This is a genomic window from Rhodococcus sp. WB1, assembly GCF_001700945.1.
GTDB classification, from domain to species: domain Bacteria; phylum Actinomycetota; class Actinomycetes; order Mycobacteriales; family Mycobacteriaceae; genus Rhodococcus; species Rhodococcus aetherivorans.
Genome location: NZ_CP015529.1, coordinates 2756780 through 2783424, shown reverse-complemented (window position 1 = coordinate 2783424; position 26645 = coordinate 2756780). Strand labels below are relative to the sequence as shown.

Sequence of the window (26645 nt, the reverse complement as noted above, 5' to 3'; positions counted from 1 at the left end):
GCTATGCTCTCGAACAGTTGTTCGTAGCGGTCGAGAGGTGAACGGGTGCGCGTGATGGGTGTGGACCCGGGACTGACGCGATGCGGCTTCGGCATCGTGGACACCGGCCGCGGACGCGAGGTCGCCGCCGTGGCGGTGGACGTGATCCGCACACCCCCCGACCTGGAACTGCCGTCGCGGCTGCTGCGCATCTCCGCGGCCGCCGAGGACTGGCTCGACCGATTCCGGCCCGATGTCGTCGCCGTCGAGCGGGTGTTCTCCCAGCACAACGTCCGCACCGCGATGGGCACCGCCCAGGCCGGGGGAGTGGTGGCGCTCTCCGCTGCCCGACGCGGCATCCCGGTGGCGTTCCACACCCCCAGCCAGGTGAAGTCCGCCGTGACCGGGAACGGCTCGGCCGACAAGAAGCAGGTCACGGCCATGGTCACCAAGATCCTGGGCCTCGCCACCGCGCCGAAGCCCGCGGACGCCGCGGACGCCCTCGCCCTCGCGATCTGCCACTGCTGGCGTGCGCCCATGCTCGCACGCATGGCCGCCGCCGAGGCCGCCGCGGCCGAACAGAAACGACGATACGAAGCGCGGCTGCGGGAACAGGCCGCCGCGCGGAAGGCAGGTGCACGGTGATCGCCTCGGTGCGCGGGGAAGTGCTCGAGATCGCACTCGACCACGTCGTCATCGAATCCGCGGGGGTCGGTTACCGGATCCACGCCACGCCCGCCACCCTGGCCACGCTCCGCCGTGGCGAGGACACCCGCCTGGTGACGGCGATGATCGTGCGCGAGGATTCGATGACGCTGTACGGGTTCCCCGACCCCGACGCCCGGGATCTGTTCGGGTTGCTGCAGACGGTTTCCGGTGTCGGACCCCGCCTCGCCATGGCCACCCTGGCCGTGCTGGATCCGGATTCGTTGCGTGCGGCCCTCGCCGACGGCAACACCGCCGCCCTGACCCGGGTCCCGGGCATCGGCAAGCGTGGCGCCGAACGCATGGTCGTCGAACTGCGGGACAAGGTCGCCGCGTTCGCCGGAACCTCCGCCCCGGCCGCGGTGGTCGGCTCGCCCATGCGCGACCAGGTGGTCGAGGCTCTCGTCGGACTCGGCTTCCCCGTCAAACAGGCGGAGCAGTCCACCGACACGGTCCTCGCGGGTGACCCGCACTCCGACACCTCCACCGCGCTGCGTTCGGCGCTGGCCTTGCTGGGCAAGAGCCGATGATCGAGGACTTCCCCCCTGCGGGTGCCCCCGACGAGGCGCCGATGACCGCCGAGTACACGCCCGCCGACGGCGACGTCGAGGCGAGCCTGCGGCCGAAGAACCTCGACGACTTCATCGGCCAGCCTCGGGTGCGGGAACAGCTGCAGCTGGTGCTGCGCGGGGCGAAGCTGCGCGGCGGCACCCCGGATCACATCCTGCTGTCGGGCCCGCCGGGCCTGGGCAAGACGTCGATGGCCATGATCATCGCCGCCGAACTCGGGTCGTCGCTGCGGCTGACGTCGGGCCCCGCGCTCGAGCGGGCCGGCGACCTGGCCGCGATGCTGTCCAACCTCGTCGAAGGCGACGTGCTGTTCATCGACGAGATCCACCGCATCGCGCGTCCCGCCGAGGAGATGCTGTACCTGGCGATGGAGGACTTCCGGGTCGACGTCGTCGTCGGCAAGGGCCCGGGCGCGACGTCGATTCCGCTCGAGGTCGCCCCGTTCACCCTCGTCGGCGCCACCACCCGTTCCGGCGCGCTGACCGGACCCTTGCGCGACCGGTTCGGTTTCACCGCGCACATGGACTTCTACGACCCGGCGGAACTGCAGCAGATCCTGCTGCGCTCGGCCCGGATCCTCGGCATCGACCTGGGCGAGGAGGCGAGCACCGAGATCGCCGGCCGTTCCCGCGGCACCCCGCGCATCGCCAACCGGCTGCTGCGCCGGGTCCGCGACTACGCCGAGGTCCGCGCCGACGGCATCATCACCCGCGAGATCGCGCAGGCCGCCCTGGCGGTCTACGACGTCGACGCGCTCGGCCTGGACCGGCTCGACCGTGCCGTGCTCGGCGCGCTGGTCCGCAGCTTCGGGGGCGGGCCGGTGGGCGTGTCCACGCTCGCGGTGGCCGTCGGTGAGGAACCCGGCACCGTCGAGGAGGTCTGCGAACCGTTCCTGGTACGGGCGGGGATGATCGCGCGAACTCCGCGCGGGCGGGTCGCGACCCAGGCCGCGTGGCTGCAGCTCGGGCTGACACCGCCGCCGGAGGCTGCTACCGGCGGCATCGAGGTGCGGGCCCGCGAACCGCAACCCGGCCTGTTCGACGACGAATGACCGGTCGGCCACCGGCGCCGGTACAGGAGCCGCGCCGGTAATGGCACACTGGTCTACTGCGCCGGTCCACGACCGCCGGCGCCCGATACCGGACGACCTCGAGGACTGACTTCAACGATGGAACTGCTCTTCCCGCTGCTGATCCTTGCCCTGCTGGTGCCGACGTTCCTCGGCATCCGGCGCCAGAAGAAGGAGATGCAGAAGACCGCGGAACTGCAGGACGCGCTGCGGGTCGGTGACCGGGTGATGACCACGGCGGGGCTGCACGCCACCATCGTCGCGCTCACCGACACCACCGTCGATCTCGAGATCGCTCCCGGCGTGGTGACCACCTGGGCCCGGGTCGTGGTCCGCGAGCGGGTCACCGAGCTCGGCTCGGCGACGGACGAGACCGGTGGCCTCTCGCTGGACAAGGGCGACGACACCGAGCCGCCCGCCGGCCGGCCGACCGAGCACTGAACGGTCGGACACCGACCGGTCGACACCCCGGCCGATGTGCGGGCCGCGCCGGGGGCCGCGCCCGACGGGTGCGGTGGCCCCGTGACCAGCGCATCACTCACTCGCATCGAGGAGACTGACAGACCGTGGCACCTTCCAACGGATCGGTGCATCCAGTTCGCTCCCTCGCCCTGTTCGGGGCGATCCTGGTGGCGCTGTATGCCCTGATCTTCTTCACCGGGGACAAGTCGGCGACGCCGAAACTCGGCATCGACCTGCAGGGCGGCACCCGGGTGACCCTCACCGCCCGCACCCCGGACGGCAGCGCGCCCAGCCAGGACAGTCTCCGGCAGGCCCAGCAGATCATCGAGACCCGCGTGAACGGCCTCGGCGTGTCCGGCTCCGAGGTGGTGATCGACGGTGACAACCTGGTGATCACGGTTCCCGGCGACGACAGCTCGCAGGCCCGCACTCTCGGCCAGACCGCACGGCTGTACATCCGGCCCGTGATCGGTCAGCCCATCGCCAGCGCTAACGCCGCGCAGCCGGCGCCCGCGCCCACGGACCCGCAGGCTCCCGCCCCCGCGACGCCGGCGCCCGACGCCGCCACGCCCGCTCCCGAACCGCAGGGCCGGCCCTTCCCGGCGCAGGATCCCACCGACACCCCGGCGCCCGCCACCGACGCCCCGGCGCCCGCCACCGACGCCCCGGCGCCCGCTCCCGCTCCCACGGAGGACCTCGACCCGCAGGCCCGGGCCGCCGCGGACATCGCCGCCGCCAAGGAGACCCGGCAGAGCGAGGACCCGGCCGTCCTGCAGCAGGCCATGGCCACCCTGGACTGCTCGGCCGCCGACCCGCTCGCCGGCAACGACGATCCGGCAAAGCCGCTCGTCGCGTGCTCCACCGACGGCACCGCCGTCTATCTGCTCGGCCCGAGCATCATCGACGGCCAGCAGATCACCGACGCCTCCTCCGGCTACAACACCCAGCAGTCCCGCTACGAGGTCAGCCTCACGTTCGACTCCGAGGGCAGCAGCACCTGGGCGCAGTTCACCGCCGCCAGCATCGGCCAGCAGGCCGCGTTCGTCCTCGACTCCAAGGTGGTCAGCGCGCCCGTGATCCAGGGCGCCACCCCCGCCGGCAGCGCGACCTCGATCACCGGCAACTTCACCAACACCCAGGCCACCGAGCTCGCCAACACCCTCAAGTACGGCTCGCTGCCCCTGTCGTTCGCCGCGTCGGAGGCCGAGACGGTGTCCGCGACCCTCGGCCTGGCATCGCTCGAGGCCGGGCTGATCGCCGGCATCGTCGGCCTGGCCCTCGTGCTGCTCTACAGCCTCGTCTACTACCGCATGCTCGGCGTGCTCGTCGCGCTGTCGCTGGTGATGTCCGGGCTTGCCGTGTACGCGGTGATGGTGCTGCTCGGCCGGTACATCAACTTCACCCTCGACCTCGCCGGCATCGCCGGCCTGATCATCGGCATCGGCATGACCGCCGACTCGTTCGTGGTGTTCTTCGAACGCATCAAGGACGAGATCCGTGAGGGTCGGAGCTTCCGCTCCGCTGTGCCCCGCGGCTGGGCCCGGGCCCGCCGGACCATCCTGTCCGGCAACGCCGTGAGCTTCATCGCCGCCGCGGTGCTCTATGTCCTCGCGGTCGGTCAGGTCCGCGGCTTCGCCTTCACCCTCGGCCTGACCACCATCCTCGACGTCGTGGTGGTGTTCCTGGTGACGTGGCCGCTGGTGCACCTGGCGTCGACGTCGAAGTTCTGGTCCAAGCCGAGCGTGAACGGTCTCGGCGCCATTCAGCAGGTCGCCCGTGAGCGCCAGCTCGCGGCTGCCTCGGCGAAGGAGGCGTGACGATGACCGACACCACCACGACCGCACCCCGGCACAGCGTCCTCTCCCGCCTCTACACCGGCACCGGCGCGTTCGAGATCGTCGGCCGCCGCAAGTTCTACTACCTGCTCACCGGCGGCATCGTGCTGGTGGCGCTGCTGAGCATGCTGATCCGCGGCTTCACGTGGGGCATCGACTTCGAGGGCGGCACCCGCATCCAGCTCCCGGCCGCCGAGGGCGTCACCACCGAGCAGGTGGAGACGGTGTACTCCGACACCCTCGGCACCGAGCCCGTATCGGTGCAGACCGTCGGGTCCGGCGCGGGCGCCTCGATTCAGATCCGTTCGGAGGCCCTCGACCTCGAGCAGGTCCGGACCCTGCAGAACGCGCTGTACGACGAGTTCCAGCCGACCGGGCCCGACGGCGTGCCGTCGCGCGACGCGATCAGCGTCGCCGACGTCAGCGAGACGTGGGGCGGACAGATCACCCAGAAGGCCCTCATCGCGCTCGCGGTGTTCCTGGTGCTCGTCAGCATCTACATCGCGGTGCGCTACGAGCGGGACATGGCGCTCGCGGCGCTGGCCGCCCTGTTCTTCGACATGATCGTCACCGCGGGGGTGTATTCGCTCGTCGGATTCGAGGTCACTCCGGCCACCGTCATCGGCCTGCTCACCATCCTCGGCTTCTCGCTGTACGACTCCGTGGTGGTGTTCGACAAGGTCGAGGAGAACACGCGCGGCATCCTGCACCTGCATCGTCGGACCTACGCCGAGCAGGCCAACCTCGCCGTCAACCAGACCCTCATGCGGTCGATCAACACCACGGTCATCTCGGTGCTGCCGGTGCTCGCGCTGATGGTCATCGCGGTGTGGCTGCTCGGCGTCGGCACCCTCAAGGACCTCGCCCTCGTCCAGCTCGTCGGCATCGTGGTCGGCGCCTATTCGTCGATCTTCTTCGCGACTCCGCTGCTGGTGACCCTCAAGGAATGGCGCGGGCCGGTGGCCGCACACACCCGCAAGGTGCTCGCCAAGCGCGGCGCCGCCGAATCGCGGACCGTGCCCCCCGCCGGGGAGGCCGTCGGCGCGCACGCCGGCGCGACACCCGTGTCCGTGACCAAGCGCATCGGAGCGACCACGACGGCGGGCGCCGGCGCCGCGCCGGTGGCCGAGCGCACCCCCAGACCGGGCGTCCGGCCCACCGGAAAGCGCGCCAAGAGAAGGCACTGACATGTCGGCACCCGAGCACACACGTCGAGCCCGGCGCCGCCGGTCCGTCCGCGCGGCGATCGCGGGCGCGGCCGCCGCGGCGGCGCTCGCCGCGACCACCGTCGCCTGTGGCACGACGGAGGAGTCCCTGCCCTCCATCGGGTATGCCGTCGACAACACGGTGACCACCTACAACGCCAACACCGTGGACGGCGCCGCCTCGGGAGCCCGGCAGGCCCTGGCCCGCGTGCTGCCCGGCTTCGGCTACGTCGATCCGGCCGGTCAGGTGATCTCCGACACCGACATCGGGGCGGCCACCGTCGTCTCGCAGGACCCGCTGACCGTCCAGTACCGGCTGTCCCCGGACTCCGTGTACTCGGACGGGGTGCCGATGTCGTGCGACGACCTGGTGCTCGCCTGGGCCGCCGCCAGCGGCCGATTCACCGCGCCCGACGCCTCGGGTGCTCCGGCGAACCTGTTCTCCGCCGCCCGGCGCTCCGGCTACGTCGACATCGAACGGATCGACTGTCAGACCGGGTCCAAGGACGCCACCGTCGTCTTCCGCGCCGGCCGAGCCTACGCCGACTGGCGAGCCCTGTTCGGCGCCACCGAGCTGATGCCCGCGCACGTCGCTGCCCGGGTCTCGGGGGTGCCCGACGTGGTCGCCGCCATCGGCGGTGGCGACGTCGAGGCGCTGCGCCGGCTCGCCGACTTCTGGAACACCGGGTGGAACCTGACCCCCGGCCGGCTGGACCTGTCGCTGCTGCCGGCCTCCGGCCCCTACCGGATCGAGTCGTTCACCGCCGAGGACGGGCTCGTCCTCGTCGCGAACGAACGCTGGTGGGGCAACAAGCCCGGCACCGACCGGATCGTGGTGTGGCCGCGCGGCACCGACGCCTCCGCGGCGGCCGCCGACGGCCGCGTCCACGTCGCCGACACCGGCACCGGGGCACTCGACCTGTCCCTCGGGGACGACGTGGAGACGACGGCCGCGGCGTCGCGCAACGTCGAGCAGCTCGTGCTGGGCACCGGCGGGGGCAGCCTCGGCGCCGCCGCCGCGCGCCGGGCGTTCGCGCTGTGCGTGCCCCGCTCGCAGTTGTTCGACGAGTTCGGCCGGGTCGGGGACGTGCCCGCCACCGGACTCGGTTCCGGGACGACGTCGTCGCGGCTGTTGCCCGCCGACTCGCCGCTGTACCCGGGCGTGTCCGGGCCCGCAGCCCGCTACGACCGGGCGGACACGACCGCGGCGCAGGCCGAGCTCGCCGCTGCGGGGACGGACCGCATCACCGTGCGGATCGGGTACCTCGGCCCGGACCCGCGCCGCGCCCGTACCGTCGAGCTGATCGCCCAGTCCTGTCGCGAGGCGGGCATCGAGGTGGTCGACGCCGCCTCGGACACGTTCACGCCGTCGCAGCTCACGGCGGGCCAGGTCGATGCCGTCCTGGCCGGGACCGCCGTCGCGGCAGGGGCGGGAGGCACGGCCGACATGCAGGACGCGCGCGGCGCCCTCAACTCCGCGGCCGGCAGCAACGTCGGGCGCTTCGCCGACGCCCGCGTCGACCAGATCCTCGACGCCCTCGCCGTCACCACCGACGACGCCACCATCTCCGGTCTGGTGGGTGAGGCCGAGACGATCCTGTGGACCGCGATGCCGACCCTGCCGCTGTACGCGCAGCCCCGGGAGACGACCTTCGCCGGCGGCCTGCGTGCCGCCGTCGCCAACCCCAGCGCTGCCGGTGCGGGCTGGAACATGGACAGGTGGATCCTCAACAGATGAACAGCAATCCCGCCGGAGCGCACGCTCTGATCGAACGTGCCGCCACGGCGGTCACCGCCCGTACCCGCTGGGTCGACGACTTCCCGGCGCCCGGCGTCCGCTTCGCCGACCTGACCCCGGTCTTCGCCGACGGCGAGGCCTTCGGGGCGGTCATCGCCGCGCTGGCCGCCACCGCGCCGGACGCGGAACTGGTGGCCGGCGTCGACGCCCGCGGCTTCCTGCTCGGCGGCGGCATCGCCCACGCTCTGGGTGTCGGCGTCCTCGCGGTGCGCAAGGCCGGCAAGCTGCCTCCGCCGGTGGACACCCGCGAGTACTCCCTCGAGTACGGCACCGCGGCGATCGAGATCCCGCAGGATTCGGTTCGGTTGCGCGGGCGGCGGGTACTCGTCGTCGACGACGTGCTCGCCACCGGCGGCACCCTCTCGGCGACGGCGGAGCTTCTCGACGCGGCCGGTGCCCTGGTCGTCGCGGTGGCGGTGGTGACCGAGATCGAGGCCCTCGGTGGGCGGGCGCGGCTGGAAAAGTACCCGGTGACGTCATTGGTTCGGCTCTGAGAGCTAGAGTTGGCGCAGGTGCCGGTGGTTCCGGACGACGAGGAATGTGCGGCGGTGCGTCCGGTGTGCATCGGCGACGGGAGGTGTGGGCATGACCCAGAATCTTGATCGGTCCCAGAATTCCGGTCCGACCCCGACCTCGGCGTCCACGTCGGCCTCCCGCCGGGTGCGGGCGCGGCTGGCGCGCCGCATCACCGGGCAGCGCGGCACCACTCTCAAGCCGGTGCTCGAGCCGCTGGTCACGATCCACCGCGAGCTGTACCCGAAGGCCGACCTGTCGGAGCTGCAGCGCGCCTACGACGTGGCGGAGGAGCGGCACGCGTCGCAGAAGCGCAAGTCCGGCGACCCGTACATCACCCATCCCCTCGCGGTCGCGACGATCCTCGCCGAGCTCGGCATGGACACCACGACGCTGATCGCGGCGCTGCTGCACGACACCGTCGAGGACACCGGTTACAGTCTCGAGCAGCTCACCGCCGAGTTCGGCGAGGAGGTCGCCCACCTCGTCGACGGCGTCACCAAGCTGGACAAGGTGGTGCTCGGCACCGCCGCCGAGGGCGAGACCATCCGCAAGATGATCATCGCGATGGCGCGCGACCCCCGGGTCCTGGTGATCAAGGTCGCCGATCGGCTGCACAACATGCGCACCATGCGCTTCCTGCCGCCGGAGAAGCAGGCCCGCAAGGCGCGCGAGACCCTCGAGGTGATCGCGCCGCTCGCGCACCGTCTCGGCATGGCGACGGTCAAGTGGGAGCTCGAGGACCTGTCCTTCGCGATCCTGCACCCGAAGAAGTACGAGGAGATCGTGCGGCTCGTCGCCACCCGGGCGCCGTCGCGCGACACCTACCTGGCCAAGGTCCGCGCCGAGATCAACGCGACGCTCGCAGCGTCGCGGATCGATGCCACCGTCGAGGGCCGGCCGAAGCACTACTGGTCGATCTACCAGAAGATGATCGTCAAGGGTCGCGACTTCGACGACATCCACGACCTGGTCGGCGTGCGGATCCTGTGCAACGAGATCCGCGACTGCTACGCCGCCGTGGGCGTCGTGCACTCGCTGTGGCAGCCGATGCCGGGCCGGTTCAAGGACTACATCGCCCAGCCGCGGTTCGGCGTGTACCAGTCGCTGCACACCACCGTGATCGGCCCCGAGGGCAAGCCGCTCGAGGTGCAGATCCGCACCCGCGAGATGCACCGCACCGCCGAGTTCGGCATCGCCGCGCACTGGCGGTACAAGGAGACCAAGGGCAAACACTCGGGCGACGTCGCCGAGCTCGACGACATGGCGTGGATGCGGCAGTTGCTCGACTGGCAACGCGAGGCCGCCGACCCCGGCGAGTTCCTCGAGTCGCTGCGTTACGACCTCGCCGTGAAGGAGATCTTCGTCTTCACCCCCAAAGGCGACGTGATCACGCTGCCGTCCGGGTCGACGCCGGTGGACTTCGCGTACGCCGTGCACACCGAGGTGGGGCACCGCTGCATCGGCGCGCGGGTCAACGGCCGGCTCGTCGCGCTCGAACGCAAGCTCGAGAACGGCGAGGTCGTCGAGGTCTTCACGTCCAAGGACCCCAATGCCGGGCCGAGCCGCGACTGGCAGTCGTTCGTGGTCTCGCCGCGCGCGAAGGCCAAGATCCGGCAGTGGTTCGCGAAGGAACGCCGCGAGGAGGCGCTCGAGGCCGGCAAGGACGCCATCGGCAAGGAGGTCAAGCGGGTCGGGCTGCCGCTGCAGCGCCTGATGAACGCGGACCTGATGCAGGCCGTGGCCAAGGAACTGCGGTACGCCGACGTGTCGGCGCTCTACACCGCGGTCGGTGAGCACCACGTCTCGGCGCACCACGTCGTGCAGCGCCTCGTCGCGCTGCTCGGCGGGGTCGGTGGCGTCGAGGAGGAGCTCGCGGAGCGGTCCACCCCGTCGTCCATTCCGACCCGGTCCCGGCAGAGCGGTGACTCCGGCATCCTCGTGCCCGGCGCGCCGGGCACGGTGTCGAAGCTGGCCAAGTGCTGTACGCCGGTGCCCGGCGACGAGATCATGGGCTTCGTGACCCGCACCGGCTCGGTGAGCGTGCACCGCACCGACTGCACCAACGCCGGATCCCTGCAGCAGCAGTCCGAGCGGATCATCGAGGTCAAGTGGGCGCCGTCCCCGTCGTCGGTGTTCCTCGTGGCCATCCAGATCGAGGCGCTCGACCGGCACCGGCTGCTCTCGGACGTCACCAAGGCACTCGCCGACGAGAAGGTGAACATCCTCTCGGCGTCGGTGACCACGACCGGCGACCGGGTCGCGGTGAGCCGCTTCACGTTCGAGATGGGCGATCCCAAGCACCTCGGGCACGTGCTCAACGTCGTCCGCAACGTCGAGGGCGTCTACGACGTGTACCGGGTGACCTCCGCGGCATAGAAGGTCCGCGGCGTAGCAGGATCGGCGACCCCACCTCGCCCATCCGCACGTCGCGGTCCGTCAGCCGACGCTAAGCGCATGCTAAGCGCGCTGCGCGATCGTTCTCCTCGCCGGACGGTCCGGCACATCCTGACAGAGGAGAACGCATTGCGTAACACCGTCATCACCGCCATTTCCGCCGAGGGTGCGGAACTCGACGAGGCGCGCCTCGCGACCGTGTCCGGCGGTCGCGCGTGCGAGGATCGGTCGAGCAAGACGATCGACATGTCGACCGGCGCGGTCGGTACCGATCAGGACTTCTGACGGACCGAGGACGCCGGGTGGGGAGGCGGCTCGCCTCGCCCACCCGGCGCTCGTCCGTCGACCGATCCGATCCGATCCGCCCCGAGGAACAGCTCATGAGCGCGCATCCCGCCCGCATCCTGGTGCTCACCCAGCCGGGTGACCCGCACGCAGACCACGTCGTCGACCTGTTGCGTCGGCGCGACGCCCGGGTCGTCGTGTTCGACCCCGCCGATTTTCCTGTCCACGCGTCGATCTCCGTCGGCTACACCGCCGGCGGTGCGGTCCGCCGCACCCTCGACCACCGCGGTGGGCGGATCGACCTGTCCGCCGTCGACACGGTCTGGTTCCGCCGCCCACGCAACCCGCGGGCGCACCCGGAGGTCACCGCCCCGGCGGTCCGCGAGTACGTCGAAAGGGAATGCGAGGCAATGACCTCCGCGCTCTGGGACGATCTGGACTGTCTCGCGGTGCCGGGAACGCGGGCCGCGATCCGGCAGGCGGCCCGCAAGACCGCCCAGCTCACCCTGGCCGGCCGTCTCGGGTTCGAGCTTCCGCCCACGATCGTGACCACCTCCCCGGACGAGTTCCTCGATTTCTGGGACCGGCACGAGGGGCAGGTGATCAGCAAACCGCTCGACCGGCCGTTCCTGATCGACGGTGACGACGGCTACTTCCGCATGTGCGAGCCTGTCACGACGACGGACCTGGGGTACGCGGAGGCGATGCGCCTGTGCCCGATGATCGTGCAGGGCTATGTGCCCAAACAGATCGAGGTGCGGGTGACGGTGGTCGGGCAGCGGGTCCTCGGCGCCGCCATCCACAGCCAGGACAGCAACCACACGCGGCTCGACTGGCGCAGCTACGACCCTTCCACGACCCGCTACAGCCGGCACGAGTTGCCGGCCGCGCTCGCCGCGTTGTGCCGCAGTCTGGTGGCTGAGCTCGAATTGCAGTACGGGACAATCGATCTCATACTCACTCCGGACGGCCGCTACGTGTTCCTCGAGATCAACCCGTCGGGACAGTGGTTGTGGATCGAGGACGCGACGGGTCTGCCCATCTCCGACGCACTGTGCGAGCTGCTGCTCGACGGTGCCCACCGCTCCCGGCGCCCCGCCGTCCAGGAGGTGCCCGCATGATCGCCCCGGCCGGCGCGGCGCTCGACGACGCTGCTCTCGGGCAGGCGCTGACTCTGCTCGCGCGCCTCAACACCGACCCGGTAGCGGCCGGGTCCGCGGAGGAACTGCTGGCGGCCCTGCGGGCGGAGCACCCCGGACTGCGCCTTCGCCTGCTCCGGCACCGGGAAGCCTACGGGGACACCGTGCAGTTCGGCCTGCTCGTCTCCGGGCCCCGCGGTGGCACCGTCACGCTGTCCTGGGCGCCGCCGTCGGAGGTGCCGTGGATGTTGCGCGGCGCGCAACGCAGCGCCGAATCGATGCTGCTACGCGTCAACGGCGAGGCGCTCGACATCCAGCACGCGATGGCGTATCTGGACGTGATGTGGGAGCAGACGGCCCTGCTCGACCGACTCGTCGACGTGTGTCTCGTCCAGCAGGAACTCGCCGAGAGCCCGGTGACGCTGACCGACGGTGAGCTGCAGGACGCCATGGACGCCTTCCGTCGCGCGCGCGGCCTGCTGACCCCGGCGGCGACCGCTGCATGGATGGCACGGCGGCACCTCGACCACGCGGCGCTCGAGGAGATGGTGGCACGCGAGGCCGCCGTTGCCGCGCTGCGCACGCGGGTGACGGTCGACCGCGTCGACTCGTGGTGCGCGGCGCACCGATCGACGTACGACCGGCTCCGGATCGCCCGCGTGCGCTTCGCCGACCGCGCCGCCGCCGAGCGGTTCGTCGCCGCGTTCGCCGAGCGGCGACGCACCTGCGACACAACGGCCGACGCGTTCGGCGCGGCGCTGACGGCTGTCGCCCCGTCCCGTCCGCTGGGGGCCGAGCTGATGGAGCGGACCGTGGCCGACCTCGACCTCGGCCTCGGCTCCGGCCTGGCCGATGCGGTCGCGCCCGGTACGCTGCTGCCGCCGCGGGCGGTCGGAACGGAATGGGAAGTGGTACAGGTGCTCTCGCGCGCCGCCGCGTCCGATTCGGACCTGCTGGAGCAGGCCTCGAGGCGGTTGTTCGACGAGTGGCTCGCCGACCGGCGCCGCACCGCCCGGATCGAATGGTTCTGGGGCGAGGCGGAGAAGACGCCGCGGTGACGCGCCGCATCCGGCCGCTCGCTCAGACCGGGATGTCCGATTGCGGCGCGGCGTGCCTGGCGATGATCTTCGCCTACTTCGGCGTCCCACGCGGCGTCGCGGACCTCGTCGACGAGCTGGGGGTTTCCCGCGACGGACTCACCGCCCTGGCGCTCGTGCGATGTGCCCGCGGCCACGGGCTCGACGTCCGCGCCTTCGGCCGCTCCGCCGACGCCGTCGCCGGGGGCGGTGCACAGCTGCCCGCCGTCGTGCACTGGGACGGCAACCATTTCGTGGTGGTCGAACGGTGCACGGAGCGGCACGTGCACATCGTCGATCCGGCGCGGGGACGCCGGCGCCTGACCCGGGCACAGTTCCGCGACGGGTACTCGGGCGTGAGCATCGAGTTCGGCCCCGGCGACCCGTCGGTCTATCCGCCGCCGGCCCCGCCCGCCTCCCGGCGACGAACGATGCCGGCCCGGTTCCTGCACGGCCACCGCGCACTGCTCGCGTCGGTCGTGGTGGCCTCGATCGCGTTGCAGGCGATCGGGATGACGCTTCCGGTGGTCTCGGCGATTCTGGTGGACCGGGTCCTGCCGAGCGCCGACCGCCCGCTGCTGTACGCCGTGGTCGGTGCGACGGTCGTCGCGTGCCTTGCGCACGGTGCGGTCGGGGTGGTGCGCAGCCGGATGCTGGAGGCGCTGCGCCGGCGCGCCGACGGTGAGCTCACCGGCGCCGCCGTCGCGCACCTGCTGGCATTGCCGTATGCATACTTCGCTCGCCGGGGAACCAGTGACGTGGTGCAGCGGGTCTCGAGCGTCGGGGCGATTCGGGAGCTGCTCACCGGACCCGTCGTGGCGGCGGTGCTCGACGGGCCGTTGGCGCTGACGTACCTCGCTCTGCTGCTGTGGTGGGCGCCGATGCTCGGCGTCACGCTGATGGTGCTCGCGACGGTGCAGATCGTCCTGATCGTGGGCACCGGCCGCCGGGTCGGTCAGCTCGGTCAGGAGGAGTTGCGCGCGCACGCCCTCGCCGAGGGACGCCTGCTCGAGACCGTGAACGGCATCGAGACGGTGAAGGCCTCCGGTTCCGAGGCGGCTGCGGCCGCGCAGTGGCACGCTCTGTTCACCACCGCCCTGGACGCGGCGTCGCGCAGCGGCCGCCTCGAGGGTGTGGTCGAATCGCTGGTGGCCGGTCTCAGGGTCGCGGCGCCCGCGGTCCTGATGATCGTCGGCGTCGTCGGCGTGCTGGACGGACGGCAGACGCTCGGTGCCATGATCGCCGCGAACGGGATCGCGCTCGCCGCGCTCGCCCCGCTCGGCTCGGTGGTGTCGGTGCTGCAGCGGCTGCAGTTCGCGGCGGCCCACCTGGCCCGGCTGCGGGACATCGTCGACAGCGACGTCGAACAGCACGGCCGGAGCGTGCGGCCCGCCCCGGCACTCAGCGGCGCGATCTCGCTGCGCGGTGTCGGATTCCGGTACGACCCGCGCTCGCCGTGGGTGGTGCGCGACATCGACTGCGACATCCCCGCCGGGTCGACGGTGGCGCTGGTGGGACCGTCCGGCTCCGGCAAGAGCACCCTCGCCCGCCTGCTGCTCGGACTCTACGAGCCGACGGAGGGACGGGTGCTGTTCGACGGACACGACGCCGCGGACCTGGAATCCCGTTCGCTGCGCGCGCAGTTCGGGGTGGTGACGCAGAACAGCGCCCTGTTCACCGGGACCGTCGCGCAGAACATCGCCGCGGGACGGGCGGCGGCTTCCCTCCCCCGCATCGTCGAGGCCGCGAAACTGGCGCACATCCACGACGCGATCGTCGCCATGCCGATGGGGTACGAGACGATGCTGCGGGACGGGTCGGGCCTGTCCGGTGGGCAGTGCCAACGGATCGCGCTTGCGCGGGCGGTGCTCGGCGCGCCCCGGGTGCTGTTGCTCGACGAGGCGACCAGCGCCCTCGACGCCGCGACCGAAGCGTCGGTCGTGGCGTCGCTGGGAGGGCTGCGCCAGACCCGGATCGTCATCGCGCACCGGCTCAGCACCGTCCGCACCGCAGATGTGATTATCGTGCTCGACGACGGCAGGATCGTCGAAAGGGGCGGCCATCACGAACTGCTGAGCCGGGACGGGCGGTACGCGGAACTCGTCGCCCTGCAGACGCGGTAGGTGGCCGGCCGCACTCACTCGGCCGCACTCACCCGACCGCGACGATCCGCATCGGGATCAGGGGGCGCCCACCGCCCAGGGGACTCGATCCGTCGTCGCCCGCCGCGGCGACCTCCTCGAGCGCCCGCAGGCCGGGTTCTCCGACGGTGCCGAACACCGAATACTGCGGCTGCAGCAGGGAATCGCCGAACACGAGCAGGAACTGACTGCCGTTGCTGTCCCGGTGCCCGGCGTTGGCCATCGCGACGGTGCCGCGCGGATACACGACGGGGGACGGCAGGTAGCCGTTCTCCCCGCGGACGACCGTGACGGGGTACTCGTCGGCGAACGTGTAGCCGGGCCCTCCCGTCCCGGATCCGGTGGGGTCGCCGCACCGGAACATCTGCATCCCCGGTTCGTCGGTCACGTGATGGCACTCGGTCCCGTCGAAGAAGCCCTGCCGGGCGAGGCCGACGAAACTCTGCACCGCACACGGCGCTGCGGCGCGCTCGAGGACCAGCGGGACCGGACCCGCGGAGGTCGTCAGCGTCAGCTCCACCGTCCCGGTCGCGGGCACGGACGTCGACGCGGGCACGGTCGCCGTCCTCGCGGCCGGCCCGGCGGCACGGAACGCGCAGGCGACGGTGGCGGCCGCCGGTTCCGGCCGCGGCGGCATCGCAACATAGGCGGACGGGTCGAAGCCGGGGGAGGTGGCGGCCGCGGTGGTCGTCGCCCGCAGCGCGGCAGGGGCGGGCCCGGTGTCGGAAGCGGCACACGCCGCAGCCGCGAGTGCTGCGCCGAGCGTCGCGGCCAGGCGCGCAGCAATGGAGGTACCTGAGGTCACAGACACGGCACAGTAGACGATCCCGTCACAATCCGACAGACCCCTGCCGGCGGCGGGGACGCGAACGCCCCGCCCACCGGCGGGTGGGCGGGGCGTTGGGAGACGCGCCGGATCAGTCCGTGCGGACGGCGGTCAGCGTCGTCGGCGCCGCCGGTGGTCCGTCGGGTCCGCCGCCGTCCACCCCGGCCGCGGCGATCTCGTCGAGGGTCGCCAGGCCGGTCTCGTCGATGGTGCCGAACACGGTGTACTGCGGCGGCAGGATCGAATCGCCGTAGACCAGGAAGAACTGGCTGCCGTCCGTGCCGGGACCGGCATTGGCCATCGCGAGCGTGCCCCGTGGGTAGATCATCGGATTCTGCGCCTGCGGATCTCCGGCCGCGTACTGGTCGGTGGGGAACTCGTTGGCGAACTCGTAGCCCGGTCCGCCGGTACCCGTGGCGGTGGGGTCGCCGCACTGCAGCACCGACAGCGTCGGGTCGGTCGTCAACCGGTGGCAGTCGGTGTCATCGAAATACCCCTGGGAGGCCAGCGACAGGAAGCTGCCGACGGTGCACGGGGACAGCTCGCCCCGCAGGGCCAGCCCGATGTCGCCCTGGGTGGTCGCCACGGTGACGTCGGTGTCGGTGGTGGGGACGGCCTCGGCGCGCGGCGGCTGCACCGGCTTCGCGGCCGGTCGCCCGTCGGACGGGTACGCGCAGCTCACCGTATCGGGCAGCGGCTCGGCCCGCTGGGCGGGCAGGGCCGGGAAGTCGGACAGCGACGGTGCGGACGTCGGTGCCGAGGCCGCGGTGCTCGACGTGGACGTCGCGGACCCGTCGTCCGGGTCGCCGGAGCAGGCGGTGAGCAGCAGCGCCACACCGACCACGGCCACGGCGGCCCGGGCAGCGCCGGATCGGGTACGGGTCATCAGTCCATCCTCACACTGGTCAGGGAGATCGGCTGGGCCGGCGCGCCGTCCTGGCCGCCGCCCTCGACCCCGGCGGCGGCGACCGTGTCGAGGGTCGCCAGGCCGGTCTCGTCGATGGTGCCGAACACGGTGTACTGCGGCGGCAGGATCGAGTCGCCGTACACGAGGAAGAACTGGCTGCCGTTGGTGCCGGCGCCGGCGTTGGCCATCGCGACGGTGCCGCGCGGGTACGTCAGCGGCTGCGTGGCCGCCGGATCCTCGGGCGCGTACTGGTCGGTGGGGAACTCGTTGGCGAACTGGTAGCCGGGGCCGCCGGCGCCGGTGCCGGTCGGGTCGCCGCACTGCAGCACGGCGAGCGAGTCGGACGTGGTCAGGCGGTGGCAGGCGGTGTCGTCGAAGTACCCCTGCGACGCCAGGGACAGGAAGTTGTTGACCGTGCACGGGGAGGTGTCGTTGTGCAGGACCAGGCCGATGTTGCCCTGGGTGGTCTCCACACTGACGCTTATGTCGGTATTGCCCTCGCCGGTGGTGAGGATGCCGTCAGTGCGCGGCGGCTGCACCGGCCTGGCCGGTTCGCCGCCGGGCGGGTACGCACAGTTCACCGATTCGGGCAGCGGTTCCGACCGGCCCGCGGGCAGCGCCGCGAACTCGGTCTGCGCCGGGTCGGTCGTCTCCGACGCCGCGGTGGAGGCGGCGTCGTCGCCGCCGCGGCCGAGCACCCAGATGCCGACGCCCGCCGCGACGACCGCGGCCACACCGAGCGCCGACAGACCGATGGTCAGCTGGCGGCGCTTGCGCGCCCGCTGTGCCCGCCGTTCGAGTTGCCGCTCGAGTTTGCGTTTGGCGGCCTGGCGCCGCTGTGCGTTGCTCGGCACTGCAGTAGTCCTCCCGTAACCGATCGTCGTTGCCGGTCCCAGCGTCGCCGCTGGAACCCGGCTCGAGCCGGATCGAGTCTGCCACCCCAACCTGAGAACCGGGCGACGGGGAGCCCGGCCTAGGCTGTAGGGGCCACGCGAAGGCCCACACCGTAGGAGCGATGCCCGTGCTCGTCACCGGATTCCCCGCCGGGATGTTCCAGACCAACTGCTACATCCTCGCGCAGGACGACGCGAAGGAATGCGTCGTCGTCGACCCCGGGCAGGATGCCGCCGAGCCCCTCGCCGACTTTCTCACCCGGTCCGGACTGACGCCGCGCGCGGTGCTGCTCACCCACGGGCACCTCGACCACATCTGGTCGGCGCAGGCCGTCGCCGACCGCTACGACATCCCGGCCTATATCCATCCGGACGACCGCTACATGCTGACCGATCCCGGGCGCGGCATCGGCCCGACGTTGAAGCCGTTCCTCGAGGGCGCCGAATTCGCCGAGCCGCGGACCGTGATCGAACTGGCCGACGGGGACGAGATCGAGCACGCCGGCATCCGGTTCGCCGTCGATCACACCCCGGGGCACACCCAGGGCTCGGTGGTGCTGCGCACCCACGCGACGACCCCCGACGGCGGCGACGTCGAGATCGCCCTCACCGGCGACACCCTGTTCCAGGGGTCGATCGGCCGCACCGACCTGCCGGGTGGCAACCACGAACAGCTGCTCGCGTCGATCGCGGCGAAACTGCTCGTGCGCGACGACGCCACCGCGATCCTGCCCGGCCACGGCCCGTCCAGCACCATCGGCCAGGAGCGGGTGTCGAACCCGTTCCTGGTGGGGCTGGCCGGCTCCCGCTGACCCCGGCCCCGGGCCGGCCCGGCCTCCGATCCACCGACGAGAGAAAGCAGCGACAGTTGAGCAAGCCCTCCACGTTCTCGGCGCCCAAGGGTGTACCCGATTACGTCCCCCCGCAGTCCGCGGAGTTCGTCGCCGTGCGCGACGGGCTGACCCGCGCGGCGCGGCTGGCCGGCTACGGGCACATCGAGCTGCCGATCTTCGAGGACACCGGACTGTTCGCGCGCGGCGTCGGCGAGTCCACCGACGTCGTCAGCAAAGAGATGTACACGTTCGCCGATCGCGGCGACCGGTCCGTCACGCTGCGCCCGGAGGGCACCGCGGGTGTGATGCGGGCGGTGATCGAGCACGGCCTCGACCGTGGCCAGCTGCCCGTCAAGCTGAGCTACTCGGGCCCGTTCTTCCGGTACGAGCGCCCCCAGGCCGGCCGGTACCGCCAGCTGCAGCAGGTGGGCGTCGAGGCGATCGGCGTCGACGATCCGGCCCTCGACGCCGAGGTCATCGCCGTCGCCGACGCCGGATTCCGCAGCCTGGGCCTCGAGGGGTTCCGCCTCGAGATCACGTCCCTCGGCGACGAGACGTGCCGCCCGCAGTACCGGGAGTTGTTGCAGCAGTTCCTGTTCAAGCTGGACCTGGACGAGGAGACCCGCCGCCGCGCCGAGATCAACCCGTTGCGGGTGCTCGACGACAAACGCCCCCACGTGCGGGAGATGACGGCCGACGCGCCGCTCATGCTCGACCACCTTTCCGACACGGCCAAGGCGCACTTCGACGAGGTGCTCTCGCATCTCGACGCGCTCGGCGTGCCGTACACGATCAACCCGCGCATGGTGCGCGGCCTCGACTATTACACGAAGACGACGTTCGAATTCGTCCACGACGGGCTCGGCGCCCAGTCCGGGATCGGTGGCGGCGGCCGCTACGACGGCCTGATGGCGCAGCTCGGCGGCCAGCCGCTCTCCGGTATCGGCTTCGGGCTCGGCGTCGACCGCACGGTCCTCGCGCTCGCCGCCGAGGGCAGGACCGCGGGCAGCCCCGCCCGCTGCGAGGTGTTCTGCGTGCCGATGGGCGAGGCCGCCAAGTCGACGCTGGTGCCGATCGCCCACCGGCTGCGCGCCGCCGGCATCCGCGTGGACCTGGCGTACGGCGGTCGCGGCGTCAAGGGCGCGATGAAGGCCGCCGACCGTTCCGGTGCCGTGGTCGCGCTCGTGCTGGGGGAGCGCGAACTCGAGGCCGGCGAGATCGTCGTCAAGGACCTGCGCACCGGCGAACAGCACACCGTGCCGCTCGACGACGTGGTCGCCCGGGTCGGGGACGTCGTTGCCCGCACCTGACCCGTCGGCCCGTCCCGCGCCGACCCGTCTGGACCTGATCCCCGCGCGGGTGCTCGCGCCCCGCGCCGGGAGAGTCGCGGTGTTCTCCCTCCTGATCGGCGTGGTGGCCGGTCTGCTGGTGTACCTGGTGTCCAGCCCGCTGGTTGCGGTCGTGTTCGGTGTGCTCGTCGGGGTGCCGCCCGCGGTGGGCGCCCTGGCGGTGCTGCGCCGGCACCGCTGGATCGACGGCACCACGGTCACCGCGAAGGGGGCGCTGCGCACCCGGCGGGTGGAGCTGCGCAACCTCGCCGGGGTCGAGCTGGTGGTGTCGGCGCTGCGGGTGAGTCAGGTGGTGTTGCGGCTCAACGACGGGGATCGGCTCGTGTCGGTTCCGCTGGCGTTGTACGCGAACGGCGGCTGCCGGGAGCTCGACGTACTGGCGTTGCGCCGACTCGCCGACGCGCTGGCGGCGAGCGAGCTGGCCTCGGCCGCCGCGATGTCGTCGGTGCTGGTGGAGCAGCTGCGGGCGGAGGCCCGCGACGCCGGGCTCGAGCAGCGGCCGCTGTACCGGGCGGTGCTGCTGGCCCGTGACGCCGGGCGCGTGCCGCAGACCACGCTCACCGACCACGAGGTGGCCTCGCTCGTCGAGTGAGCGCGGACCGATTGGGCTGTGGGTACCCCGGGTATGCGGGGCGCATGATCTCGCTGCACTCGGTGTTCTCCGGGCCGTTCCGAGCCGCCTCCGCGCTGCGCGGGGCGCGGGTGTTCCATCCACGTGGGGTGCTCTTCCGGGGCGTCGCGGAACTGGATTCGCGGTGGTGGCCGGTTCCGGCACCGGCGCGGGTGCCGGTCACCGCGCGGCTGTCCGGCGCCGTGGGCACGCCCGACGGCGTGCCCGACATCCTGGGTCTGGCGTTGCGGTTCTCCCTCGAGGACGGCCCGTGGGACATCCTGCTCGCCACCCTGCACGTGCCCACCAGGGCGGTCCTGCTGCCGGCCCGGGGCTGGTCGACCGCGCGGTACGGCTCCCTGATGGCCTATCGCACGAATGTCGACCTCGCGCCGCGGTGGATCTTCGCGTTCCCGGAGGGCGACCAGCCGTCCTCGACGTCCGTCCTGGAACTGGCCCGGCACGGCGTCCCGTTGCTGTTCTCGTTGCACGTGGCCTCGGCCCGTGGGCCGCTCGTGCCGGCCGGCCGCGTCACGCTCGAGTCCGCGGTGCCCGCCTCCGACGAGGCCCAGCCGTCGTTCGATCCGGTGCTCAACCACCCGGCGGCCGTCGAGCTGTGGCCGCGCTGGCTCGTGCCGTTCCGCCGCGACGCATACCGCGGCAGCCGCTCGGGACGCGGGGCATCCGACGCGTCCGCGCGGAGCGGTTTCCTCGACACCGCCGGAACGTAGTAGCCGGGGGTGCAGAGCAACTCTGCACCCCCGGCCTTCGTGGGCCGGACCGGAACCGGTCCGGCGACGCGTCAGCTCACGACGGCGTCGATCGTCTTCTTCAGGGCCGAGGGCTGCGCGGGGGAGTGCGGGGCCTTCTCCTTCAGCTCGAGCATCCGCGCCCCGATCTCCTGTAGCTGCTTACGGCCGAGTGCCTCCCGCACCTTCGGGAACCACTCCTCTTCCTCCTCCTCGATGTGGTGCTCGACGTTCTCGATGAGGACGGTCGTCTTCGCGTCGAACCGCTCGGCGTCGGGTTTCATCCCGGCCAGTTCCGTCACGAGGACGTCCGCGACGTGGTGCTCCTCGAACGATTCGAGGATGTCCGATTCGAGGTCGGGCAGCAGCGCGCGCACCTCGGGGTACATGCCCTCGTTCTCGATGTAGGTGTGCACCGTCAGCAGTTCGATGATCCGGCCGACGATCCGGCCCTTCTCGTCGCCGTCGTCCGCTCCGCGGAACTCGCGGAACAGCTTCCGGATCTCCTTGTGGTCTTCCTTCAACAACACGATCGCGTCAGTGGACACCAGGCCTCCCGCCGAAGTGGTTCTCGAATGCCCGCCGCCGTGAGGGGCGTGCGCTCCAGATACCCCGGCGGGAGCCCGATTACACCGATCCGTCCGAATCAGGTGCTCGGCGGTGTCCGCTCGGCGGTGTCCCGGACGTGGGGCTCCTCGGCCACCTCGGCGGCGTGGCGCCGGCCGACGCCGACGTGCGCCTCCGCCCGCATGGTCTCCACCATGTGCGGGTAGTGCAGCTCGAACGCCGGGCGCTCGGAGCGGATGCGCGGCAGCTCGTAGAAGTTGTGCCGCGGCGGCGGGCAGGTGGTGGCCCACTCGAGGGAGTTGCCGTAACCCCACGGGTCGTCGACGATCACGACCTGCCCGTACCGGTAGCTCTTGAACACGTTCCACAGGAACGGCAGGGTCGACACGCCGAGGGTGAAGGCACCGATCGTCGAGATGGTGTTGAGGGTGGTGAACCCGTCCGACGGCAGGTAGTCGGCGTAGCGGCGCGGCATGCCCTCGTTGCCCAGCCAGTGCTGCACCAGGAACGTGGTGTGGAAGCCGAGGAAGGTCAGCCAGAAGTGCCACTTGCCGAGGCGCTCGTCCATCAGCCGCCCGGTCATCTTCGGGAACCAGAAGTAGATGCCCGAGTAGGTGGCGAACACGATGGTGCCGAAGAGCACGTAGTGGAAGTGCGCGACGACGAAGTAGGAGTCGTGGACGTGGAAGTCCAGCGGCGGGCTGGCGAGGACCACGCCGGTCAGGCCGCCGAACAGGAAGGTGATGATGAAGCCGACCGCGAACAGCATCGGGGTCTCGAACGTCACCTGCCCCCGCCACATGGTGCCGATCCAGTTGAAGAACTTCACGCCGGTGGGCACCGCGATCAGGAACGTCATGAACGAGAAGTACGGCAGCAGCACGGCGCCGGTGGCGTACATGTGATGCGCCCACACGGCCATCGACAGGGCGCCGATCGCCAGGGTCGCGTAGACCAGGCCGGTGTAGCCGAAGATCGGCTTACGCGAGAACACCGGAATGACCTCGGAGATGATGCCGAAGAACGGCAGCGCGATGACATACACCTCGGGGTGGCCGAAGAACCAGAACAGGTGCTGGTAGAGCATCACCCCGCCGTTGGCCGGGTCGTAGATGTTGCCGCCGAGCACGCGATCGACCAGCACTCCCATGAACGCGGCGGTCAGCAGCGGGAAGATCAGCAGGATCAGAATCATCGTGATGAAGATGTTCCAGGTGAAGATCGGCATCCGGAACATCGTCATACCGGGGGCACGCAGGCACACGACCGTGGTGATCATGTTGACCCCGCCGAGGATGGTGCCGAGACCGGCGACGGCCAGACCGGCGAACCACAGGTTTCCGCCGACACCGGGGCTGTGCAGGTCGTCCGCGAGCGGAACGTAGGAGGTCCACCCGAAGTCCGGGGCGCCGCCCGGGGTGACGAGGGAGAAGGCCACGACGGAGGCGCCGAACAGGTACAGCCAGTAACTGAACGCGTTCAGCCGGGGGAACGCGACGTCGGGCGCGCCGATCTGCAGCGGCAGGATGTAGTTCGCGAACCCGAACACGATCGGGGTCGCGTACATCAGCAGCATGATGCCGCCGTGCATGGTGAACAGCTGGTTGTACTGCTCGTTGGACAGGAACTGCATGCCCGGGACGGCGAGTTCGCTGCGGATCAGCAGGGCCATCAGCCCGCCGATCAGGAAGAAGGCGAACGAGGTCACGATGTACATCAGCCCGAGCATCTTCGGGTCGGTCGTCGTGACCAGCTTGTAGAACGTCGAGCCCTTGGGCGCATACCGCGGCGGATACGGGCGAACGGCCTTCGTCTCGGTGACAACCATGGTGCCTCCTTGCGCCTCCCGGGGGCGGCGATGTCGCTGCGGCGCCGGGCGCTCCGCTCGGCCTGAGACGGCACCCCGGAACGACCGCGGCATCATGCGGTAGGTCGAGCGTAACCGGCACCGGCCGCGCGCGGGAGGTTTTGCGAGGCGGATTGTCGTCCGTCCGCGCGGAATTCGAGGGGTTTCCGGGAACAATTCCTTGCCCCGCTGTGTTGTGAGTGGTACAAGAAAGGTGTAGCGGCCAGCATAGATCGACCGCTCTCCTCAACCGGCACGAAGAGAGTCTGTGGAGGTGGAAACGATGTTGATGCGCACCGATCCGTTCCGCGAGCTCGACCGCTTCGCGCAGCAGGTTCTCGGCACGGCGGCCCGTCCCGCGGTGATGCCCATGGACGCCTGGCGTGAGGGCGACAAGTTCGTCGTCGAGTTCGATCTGCCCGGCGTCGCCGAGGATTCGCTCGACCTCGACGTCGAACGGAACGTGCTGACGGTGCACGCAGAGCGGCCGGCACGCGACCAGAGTCAGGAGATGGTGGCGGCCGAGCGCCCGCGCGGAGTGTTCAGCCGGCAGCTGTTCCTCGGCGAGAACCTCGACACCGACAACATCGAGGCGACGTACGACGCCGGCGTGCTGAGGCTGACGATCCCGGTCGCGGAGAAGGCCAAGCCGCGCAAGATCGAGATCGCGGTAGGCGACAAGAAGGCGATCGACGGCTGATCCGTCCGAGGCGTGTCCCCGGGAGACGACCATGGACGAACTCGACCTGATTGCCGAACCGCCCGTCGGGCAGCCGCCCACCGTCGACGGCGTGGACCTCGAGCTGCTCCTGCTCGATCTCGAGCTGGAGATGCTCGAGTGGCCCCGGCCGCGACGACCGGTGGCGGACCCGAGGTGCCGGACCGCCGCGGTCCGTCGTCCGCGGGGCGCGGCGCGCACCGCGGGACCGCCGGGTCGAGCCGGGACGCGGGCTCCGGGGGAAGTGGTTGCCACGCAGCGCTCTCCTCCGGTCCGTACCGGATCGGCCCGCCGAAGCCACGTAGTAGCGAAAGGACGGTGATACGACATCGCAGCAGAGTCGCCAGGCGTTGACGTGCGTGCCGCCCGCCCGGACGGCAGCTACGAGGCGCTGGGCGGGGCACCGGCCCGGAGCCGGTGACCGGGCAGCGCACCGCCGGTATTCGGCACACACAGTGCGGGCCGCACCCGATCATCGCCGACGCCCGGCCACCCGCCGTTCGTACCCATCCACGCGGCGGGTGGCCGGGCGTTCGCTCCTGTCACGCGCCGTCACGCCGTTCGGGCGTCGACAACGGAAGGGAAGGGCGGGGCCGTGTCCGGCAGGGAACCCGATCTCTACGCCGTGCTGGGCGTGCCCGGGTCTGCCGGGCAGGCGGAGATCACCGCGGCCTTCCGTCGCAAGCTCCGCGAGCACCACCCCGACCTCCGCAGCCCGGATGTCCCTTTCGGTCCGGATCCGGACGAGCAGCTGCGCAGGATCGTCGCGGCCTACGCCGTCCTGCGCGATCCGCACCGCCGCGCGGAGTACGACCGGCGCCGTGCCGACACGGCCCCCCGGCCCTCCGCGCGGTCCGTCCGGGTGACCGTGCGTCGCTCGGACCCGCCTCCCGCGGCGGATCCGCCCATCCGGGCCGGACCCGTCCGTCGCCACCGGTGACGGCGCCGCGCGGGCGCTTCCCCCGAGCGAATGTATCGCTCACTCGATCAGTCCGACAGCATGGTTCATTCGCTCGCGTCAGGCGTACGAGGTTCGTACTTGCCTCCGTAGGCGAGGGCCAGCAGGGTGCGCGCCCCGTACACCAGGGCTCGTTCGTCCAGTTCGAAGTCGGGCTTGTGGAGATCGTGTCGCGGACTCGTCCCGTCCCAGACTCCCAATCGAGCCATGGCTCCCGGGACGTTCTCGAGATACCACGCGAAGTCCTCGCCGCCGCTGGACTGTCCCGCCTCGGCCAGATTCTCGAGGCCCACCACGGACTCGATCGCGGCGAGCATCTCGGCGGTTGCCTCGGCGTCGTTGACCACCGGCGGCACGCCCTGCACGTAGTCCAGTTCGTGGTCCACCGCGTAGGGCGCGAGCAGTTCCGCGACGCTGCGCCGCACCAGCGGCTCGACCGTCGCCCACGTCCGATGGGACGCGCTGCGCAGCGTGCCCACCAGTTCACCGGACTCGGGGATGGCGTTGCCGACGTGGCCGGCGTGGATCCGGCCCCATGTCAGCACGGTGGCGGTGCGGGCGTCGAGGCGCCGATCGAGCACCGACGCCAACCCGGTCACCAGCACGCCCGCCGCGTGGATCAGGTCGCCGGTCAGGTGCGGGCGGGCCGAGTGGCCGCCGGGGGAGGACAACCGCACCGTGAGAACGGCCCCGGACGAGGTGATCGGCCCGGCGCGGGTGGCGAGCTTGCCCGCCTCGAGCTGGGGGGCGCAGTGCAGGGCGAAGATCCGGGACACCCCGGCGAGGCCACCCGCGGCGACGACCTCGAGGGCACCACCGGGGGTGGTCTCCTCGCCGGGCTGGAAGATCAACCGCACCCGCTGCGGGGGCGGATCCGCCGCGAGCACGGTGGCCGCCTCCAGCAGCATCGCGGTGTGGGCGTCGTGCCCGCACGCGTGACACACGCCCTGCACGGTCGACGCGTACGGCAACCCGGTGGTCTCGGTCAGCGGCAACGCGTCGAGGTCGGCCCGCAACCCGATGCATCCGGTGGTGTCCGGGCCGACGTCGCACCACAGGCCGGTGCCGCCGGGCAGCGTCACCGGGTCCAGCCCGAGCGAGACGAGCTGATCGCGCACCAGGGCGGTGGTCCGGAACTCCGCGAACGACAGCTCCGGGTGGGCATGCAGGTCCCGTCGCCAGGCGACGAGGCGGTCGTGGTCGATCGTCATCCGT

The 26645-nt window shown here is 71.4% G+C and carries 25 protein-coding genes; 19 read left to right on the top strand and 6 right to left on the bottom strand.

The window, feature by feature from the left end:
- Positions 1-45 precede the first annotated feature (45 nt).
- The 13 genes from ruvC (at position 46) to A4U64_RS12170 (ending at position 15156) form a co-directional block, all read left to right on the top strand.
- Entirely contained in the window at positions 46-624 is a 579-nt protein-coding gene (ruvC, locus tag A4U64_RS12230; protein WP_006941029.1) for a crossover junction endodeoxyribonuclease RuvC, read from the top strand.
- Positions 621-1214: a Holliday junction branch migration protein RuvA gene (gene ruvA / locus A4U64_RS12225; protein WP_006941026.1), complete on the top strand. Its 594-nt coding sequence runs from the start codon at positions 621-623 to the stop codon at positions 1212-1214. The genes ruvC and ruvA overlap by 4 nt, the downstream gene beginning before the upstream one ends.
- Positions 1215-1255: 41 nt before the next feature.
- Positions 1256-2305 carry a Holliday junction branch migration DNA helicase RuvB gene (gene ruvB / locus A4U64_RS12220; protein ID WP_373867520.1) on the top strand — a complete coding sequence of 350 codons (1050 nt, stop codon included), beginning with the start codon at positions 1256-1258 and terminating at the stop codon, positions 2303-2305.
- 117 nt (positions 2306-2422) lie between these two features.
- On the top strand, positions 2423-2764 hold the full coding sequence (yajC, locus tag A4U64_RS12215) for a preprotein translocase subunit YajC (protein WP_050035146.1): 342 nt from the start codon (positions 2423-2425) through the stop codon (positions 2762-2764).
- Positions 2765-2889: 125 nt separating this feature from the next.
- Positions 2890-4602 carry a protein translocase subunit SecD gene (gene secD / locus A4U64_RS12210; RefSeq protein ID WP_065922610.1) on the top strand — a complete coding sequence of 571 codons (1713 nt, stop codon included), beginning with the start codon at positions 2890-2892 and terminating at the stop codon, positions 4600-4602.
- A 2-nt stretch (positions 4603-4604) separates the two neighbouring features.
- Positions 4605-5807 (top strand): protein translocase subunit SecF, encoded by a 1203-nt coding sequence (secF, locus tag A4U64_RS12205; RefSeq protein WP_006941022.1) that lies wholly within the window; start codon positions 4605-4607, stop codon positions 5805-5807.
- A gap of 1 nt (position 5808) precedes the next feature.
- Positions 5809-7563 carry an ABC transporter substrate-binding protein gene (locus A4U64_RS12200; RefSeq protein WP_006941021.1) on the top strand — a complete coding sequence of 585 codons (1755 nt, stop codon included), beginning with the start codon at positions 5809-5811 and terminating at the stop codon, positions 7561-7563.
- Entirely contained in the window at positions 7560-8117 is a 558-nt protein-coding gene (locus A4U64_RS12195; protein ID WP_043798151.1) for an adenine phosphoribosyltransferase, read from the top strand. The genes A4U64_RS12200 and A4U64_RS12195 overlap by 4 nt, the downstream gene beginning before the upstream one ends.
- 91 nt (positions 8118-8208) lie before the next feature.
- Positions 8209-10515, top strand: coding sequence for a RelA/SpoT family protein (locus tag A4U64_RS12190; protein ID WP_065922609.1), 2307 nt, complete (start codon positions 8209-8211; stop codon positions 10513-10515).
- 147 nt (positions 10516-10662) lie between these two features.
- Positions 10663-10818 (top strand): putative ATP-grasp target RiPP, encoded by a 156-nt coding sequence (locus A4U64_RS12185; RefSeq protein ID WP_006941017.1) that lies wholly within the window; start codon positions 10663-10665, stop codon positions 10816-10818.
- Between the two features lie 95 nt (positions 10819-10913).
- A complete protein-coding gene (locus A4U64_RS12180) occupies positions 10914-11939 on the top strand; it encodes an MvdC/MvdD family ATP grasp protein (RefSeq protein WP_231772869.1) in 1026 nt (341 codons plus the stop codon).
- The gene (locus A4U64_RS12175) at positions 11936-13015 is read left to right on the top strand and encodes a TIGR04500 family putative peptide maturation system protein (protein WP_006941015.1); all 1080 of its coding nucleotides are present in this window, start codon (positions 11936-11938) and stop codon (positions 13013-13015) included. The genes A4U64_RS12180 and A4U64_RS12175 overlap by 4 nt, the downstream gene beginning before the upstream one ends.
- Positions 13012-15156, top strand: a complete 2145-nt coding sequence (locus tag A4U64_RS12170; RefSeq protein WP_065922607.1) for a peptidase domain-containing ABC transporter — start codon at positions 13012-13014, stop codon at positions 15154-15156. Before A4U64_RS12175 ends, A4U64_RS12170 begins: the two co-directional genes overlap by 4 nt.
- Positions 15157-15184: 28 nt before the next feature.
- Here A4U64_RS12170 and A4U64_RS12165 read toward each other — a convergent pair whose 3' ends face one another.
- The 3 genes from A4U64_RS12165 to A4U64_RS12155 all read right to left on the bottom strand — a co-directional run bounded on the left by A4U64_RS12165 (position 15185) and on the right by A4U64_RS12155 (position 17761).
- Positions 15185-15979 (bottom strand): peptidylprolyl isomerase, encoded by a 795-nt coding sequence (locus A4U64_RS12165; RefSeq protein ID WP_006941010.1) that lies wholly within the window; start codon positions 15977-15979, stop codon positions 15185-15187.
- Positions 15980-16091: 112 nt separating this feature from the next.
- Complete coding sequence (locus A4U64_RS12160) at positions 16092-16886, bottom strand: peptidylprolyl isomerase (RefSeq protein ID WP_065922606.1); 795 nt, start codon at positions 16884-16886, stop codon at positions 16092-16094.
- Complete coding sequence (locus tag A4U64_RS12155) at positions 16886-17761, bottom strand: peptidylprolyl isomerase (RefSeq protein WP_043798139.1); 876 nt, start codon at positions 17759-17761, stop codon at positions 16886-16888. Before A4U64_RS12155 ends, A4U64_RS12160 begins: the two co-directional genes overlap by 1 nt.
- Positions 17762-17928: 167 nt before the next feature.
- Between A4U64_RS12155 and A4U64_RS12150 the strand changes: the two genes are divergently transcribed.
- Genes A4U64_RS12150 through A4U64_RS12135 form a run of 4 tightly spaced genes read left to right on the top strand, consistent with a single transcriptional unit; the run spans position 17929 to position 21323 of the window.
- The gene (locus tag A4U64_RS12150) at positions 17929-18612 is read left to right on the top strand and encodes an MBL fold metallo-hydrolase (protein ID WP_029543491.1); all 684 of its coding nucleotides are present in this window, start codon (positions 17929-17931) and stop codon (positions 18610-18612) included.
- Positions 18613-18668: 56 nt separating this feature from the next.
- A complete protein-coding gene (hisS, locus tag A4U64_RS12145; protein WP_006940998.1) occupies positions 18669-19943 on the top strand; it encodes a histidine--tRNA ligase in 1275 nt (424 codons plus the stop codon).
- Positions 19930-20574, top strand: a complete 645-nt coding sequence (locus tag A4U64_RS12140) for a hypothetical protein (protein WP_373566475.1) — start codon at positions 19930-19932, stop codon at positions 20572-20574. Before hisS ends, A4U64_RS12140 begins: the two co-directional genes overlap by 14 nt.
- 44 nt (positions 20575-20618) lie before the next feature.
- Positions 20619-21323 (top strand): hypothetical protein, encoded by a 705-nt coding sequence (locus tag A4U64_RS12135; RefSeq protein ID WP_006940995.1) that lies wholly within the window; start codon positions 20619-20621, stop codon positions 21321-21323.
- Positions 21324-21394: 71 nt separating this feature from the next.
- On the opposite strand, the gene A4U64_RS12130 is transcribed toward A4U64_RS12135, so the two are convergent.
- Together A4U64_RS12130 and ctaD are read right to left on the bottom strand one after the other, a co-directional pair.
- Positions 21395-21889 (bottom strand): hemerythrin domain-containing protein, encoded by a 495-nt coding sequence (locus A4U64_RS12130; protein ID WP_006940993.1) that lies wholly within the window; start codon positions 21887-21889, stop codon positions 21395-21397.
- Between the two features lie 98 nt (positions 21890-21987).
- Complete coding sequence (gene ctaD, locus A4U64_RS12125) at positions 21988-23736, bottom strand: aa3-type cytochrome oxidase subunit I (RefSeq protein ID WP_029543495.1); 1749 nt, start codon at positions 23734-23736, stop codon at positions 21988-21990.
- A gap of 301 nt (positions 23737-24037) precedes the next feature.
- Here ctaD and A4U64_RS12120 point away from each other — a divergent pair, with 301 nt between their 5' ends.
- Together A4U64_RS12120 and A4U64_RS12115 are read left to right on the top strand one after the other, a co-directional pair.
- Positions 24038-24454, top strand: a complete 417-nt coding sequence (locus A4U64_RS12120) for an Hsp20/alpha crystallin family protein (RefSeq protein ID WP_029543498.1) — start codon at positions 24038-24040, stop codon at positions 24452-24454.
- A 613-nt stretch (positions 24455-25067) separates the two neighbouring features.
- Positions 25068-25412, top strand: coding sequence for a J domain-containing protein (locus A4U64_RS12115; protein ID WP_006940988.1), 345 nt, complete (start codon positions 25068-25070; stop codon positions 25410-25412).
- Between the two features lie 65 nt (positions 25413-25477).
- On the opposite strand, the gene A4U64_RS12110 is transcribed toward A4U64_RS12115, so the two are convergent.
- A complete protein-coding gene (locus tag A4U64_RS12110) occupies positions 25478-26641 on the bottom strand; it encodes an amidohydrolase (RefSeq protein WP_065922605.1) in 1164 nt (387 codons plus the stop codon).
- Positions 26642-26645: the final 4 nt, after the last annotated feature.

Coding starts and splice junctions, on each gene's coding strand:
- ruvB (WP_373867520.1), top strand. CDS start 1,256: ATGACCGCCGAGTACACGCCCGCCGACGGCGACGTCGAGGCGAGCCTG.
- yajC (WP_050035146.1), top strand. CDS start 2,423: ATGGAACTGCTCTTCCCGCTGCTGATCCTTGCCCTGCTGGTGCCGACG.
- secF (WP_006941022.1), top strand. CDS start 4,605: ATGACCGACACCACCACGACCGCACCCCGGCACAGCGTCCTCTCCCGC.
- A4U64_RS12200 (WP_006941021.1), top strand. CDS start 5,809: ATGTCGGCACCCGAGCACACACGTCGAGCCCGGCGCCGCCGGTCCGTC.
- A4U64_RS12195 (WP_043798151.1), top strand. CDS start 7,560: ATGAACAGCAATCCCGCCGGAGCGCACGCTCTGATCGAACGTGCCGCC.
- A4U64_RS12190 (WP_065922609.1), top strand. CDS start 8,209: ATGACCCAGAATCTTGATCGGTCCCAGAATTCCGGTCCGACCCCGACC.
- A4U64_RS12180 (WP_231772869.1), top strand. CDS start 10,914: ATGAGCGCGCATCCCGCCCGCATCCTGGTGCTCACCCAGCCGGGTGAC.
- A4U64_RS12175 (WP_006941015.1), top strand. CDS start 11,936: ATGATCGCCCCGGCCGGCGCGGCGCTCGACGACGCTGCTCTCGGGCAG.
- A4U64_RS12160 (WP_065922606.1), bottom strand. CDS start 16,886: ATGACCCGTACCCGATCCGGCGCTGCCCGGGCCGCCGTGGCCGTGGTC.
- A4U64_RS12135 (WP_006940995.1), top strand. CDS start 20,619: ATGATCTCGCTGCACTCGGTGTTCTCCGGGCCGTTCCGAGCCGCCTCC.
- ctaD (WP_029543495.1), bottom strand. CDS start 23,736: ATGGTTGTCACCGAGACGAAGGCCGTTCGCCCGTATCCGCCGCGGTAT.
- A4U64_RS12120 (WP_029543498.1), top strand. CDS start 24,038: ATGTTGATGCGCACCGATCCGTTCCGCGAGCTCGACCGCTTCGCGCAG.
- A4U64_RS12110 (WP_065922605.1), bottom strand. CDS start 26,641: ATGACGATCGACCACGACCGCCTCGTCGCCTGGCGACGGGACCTGCAT.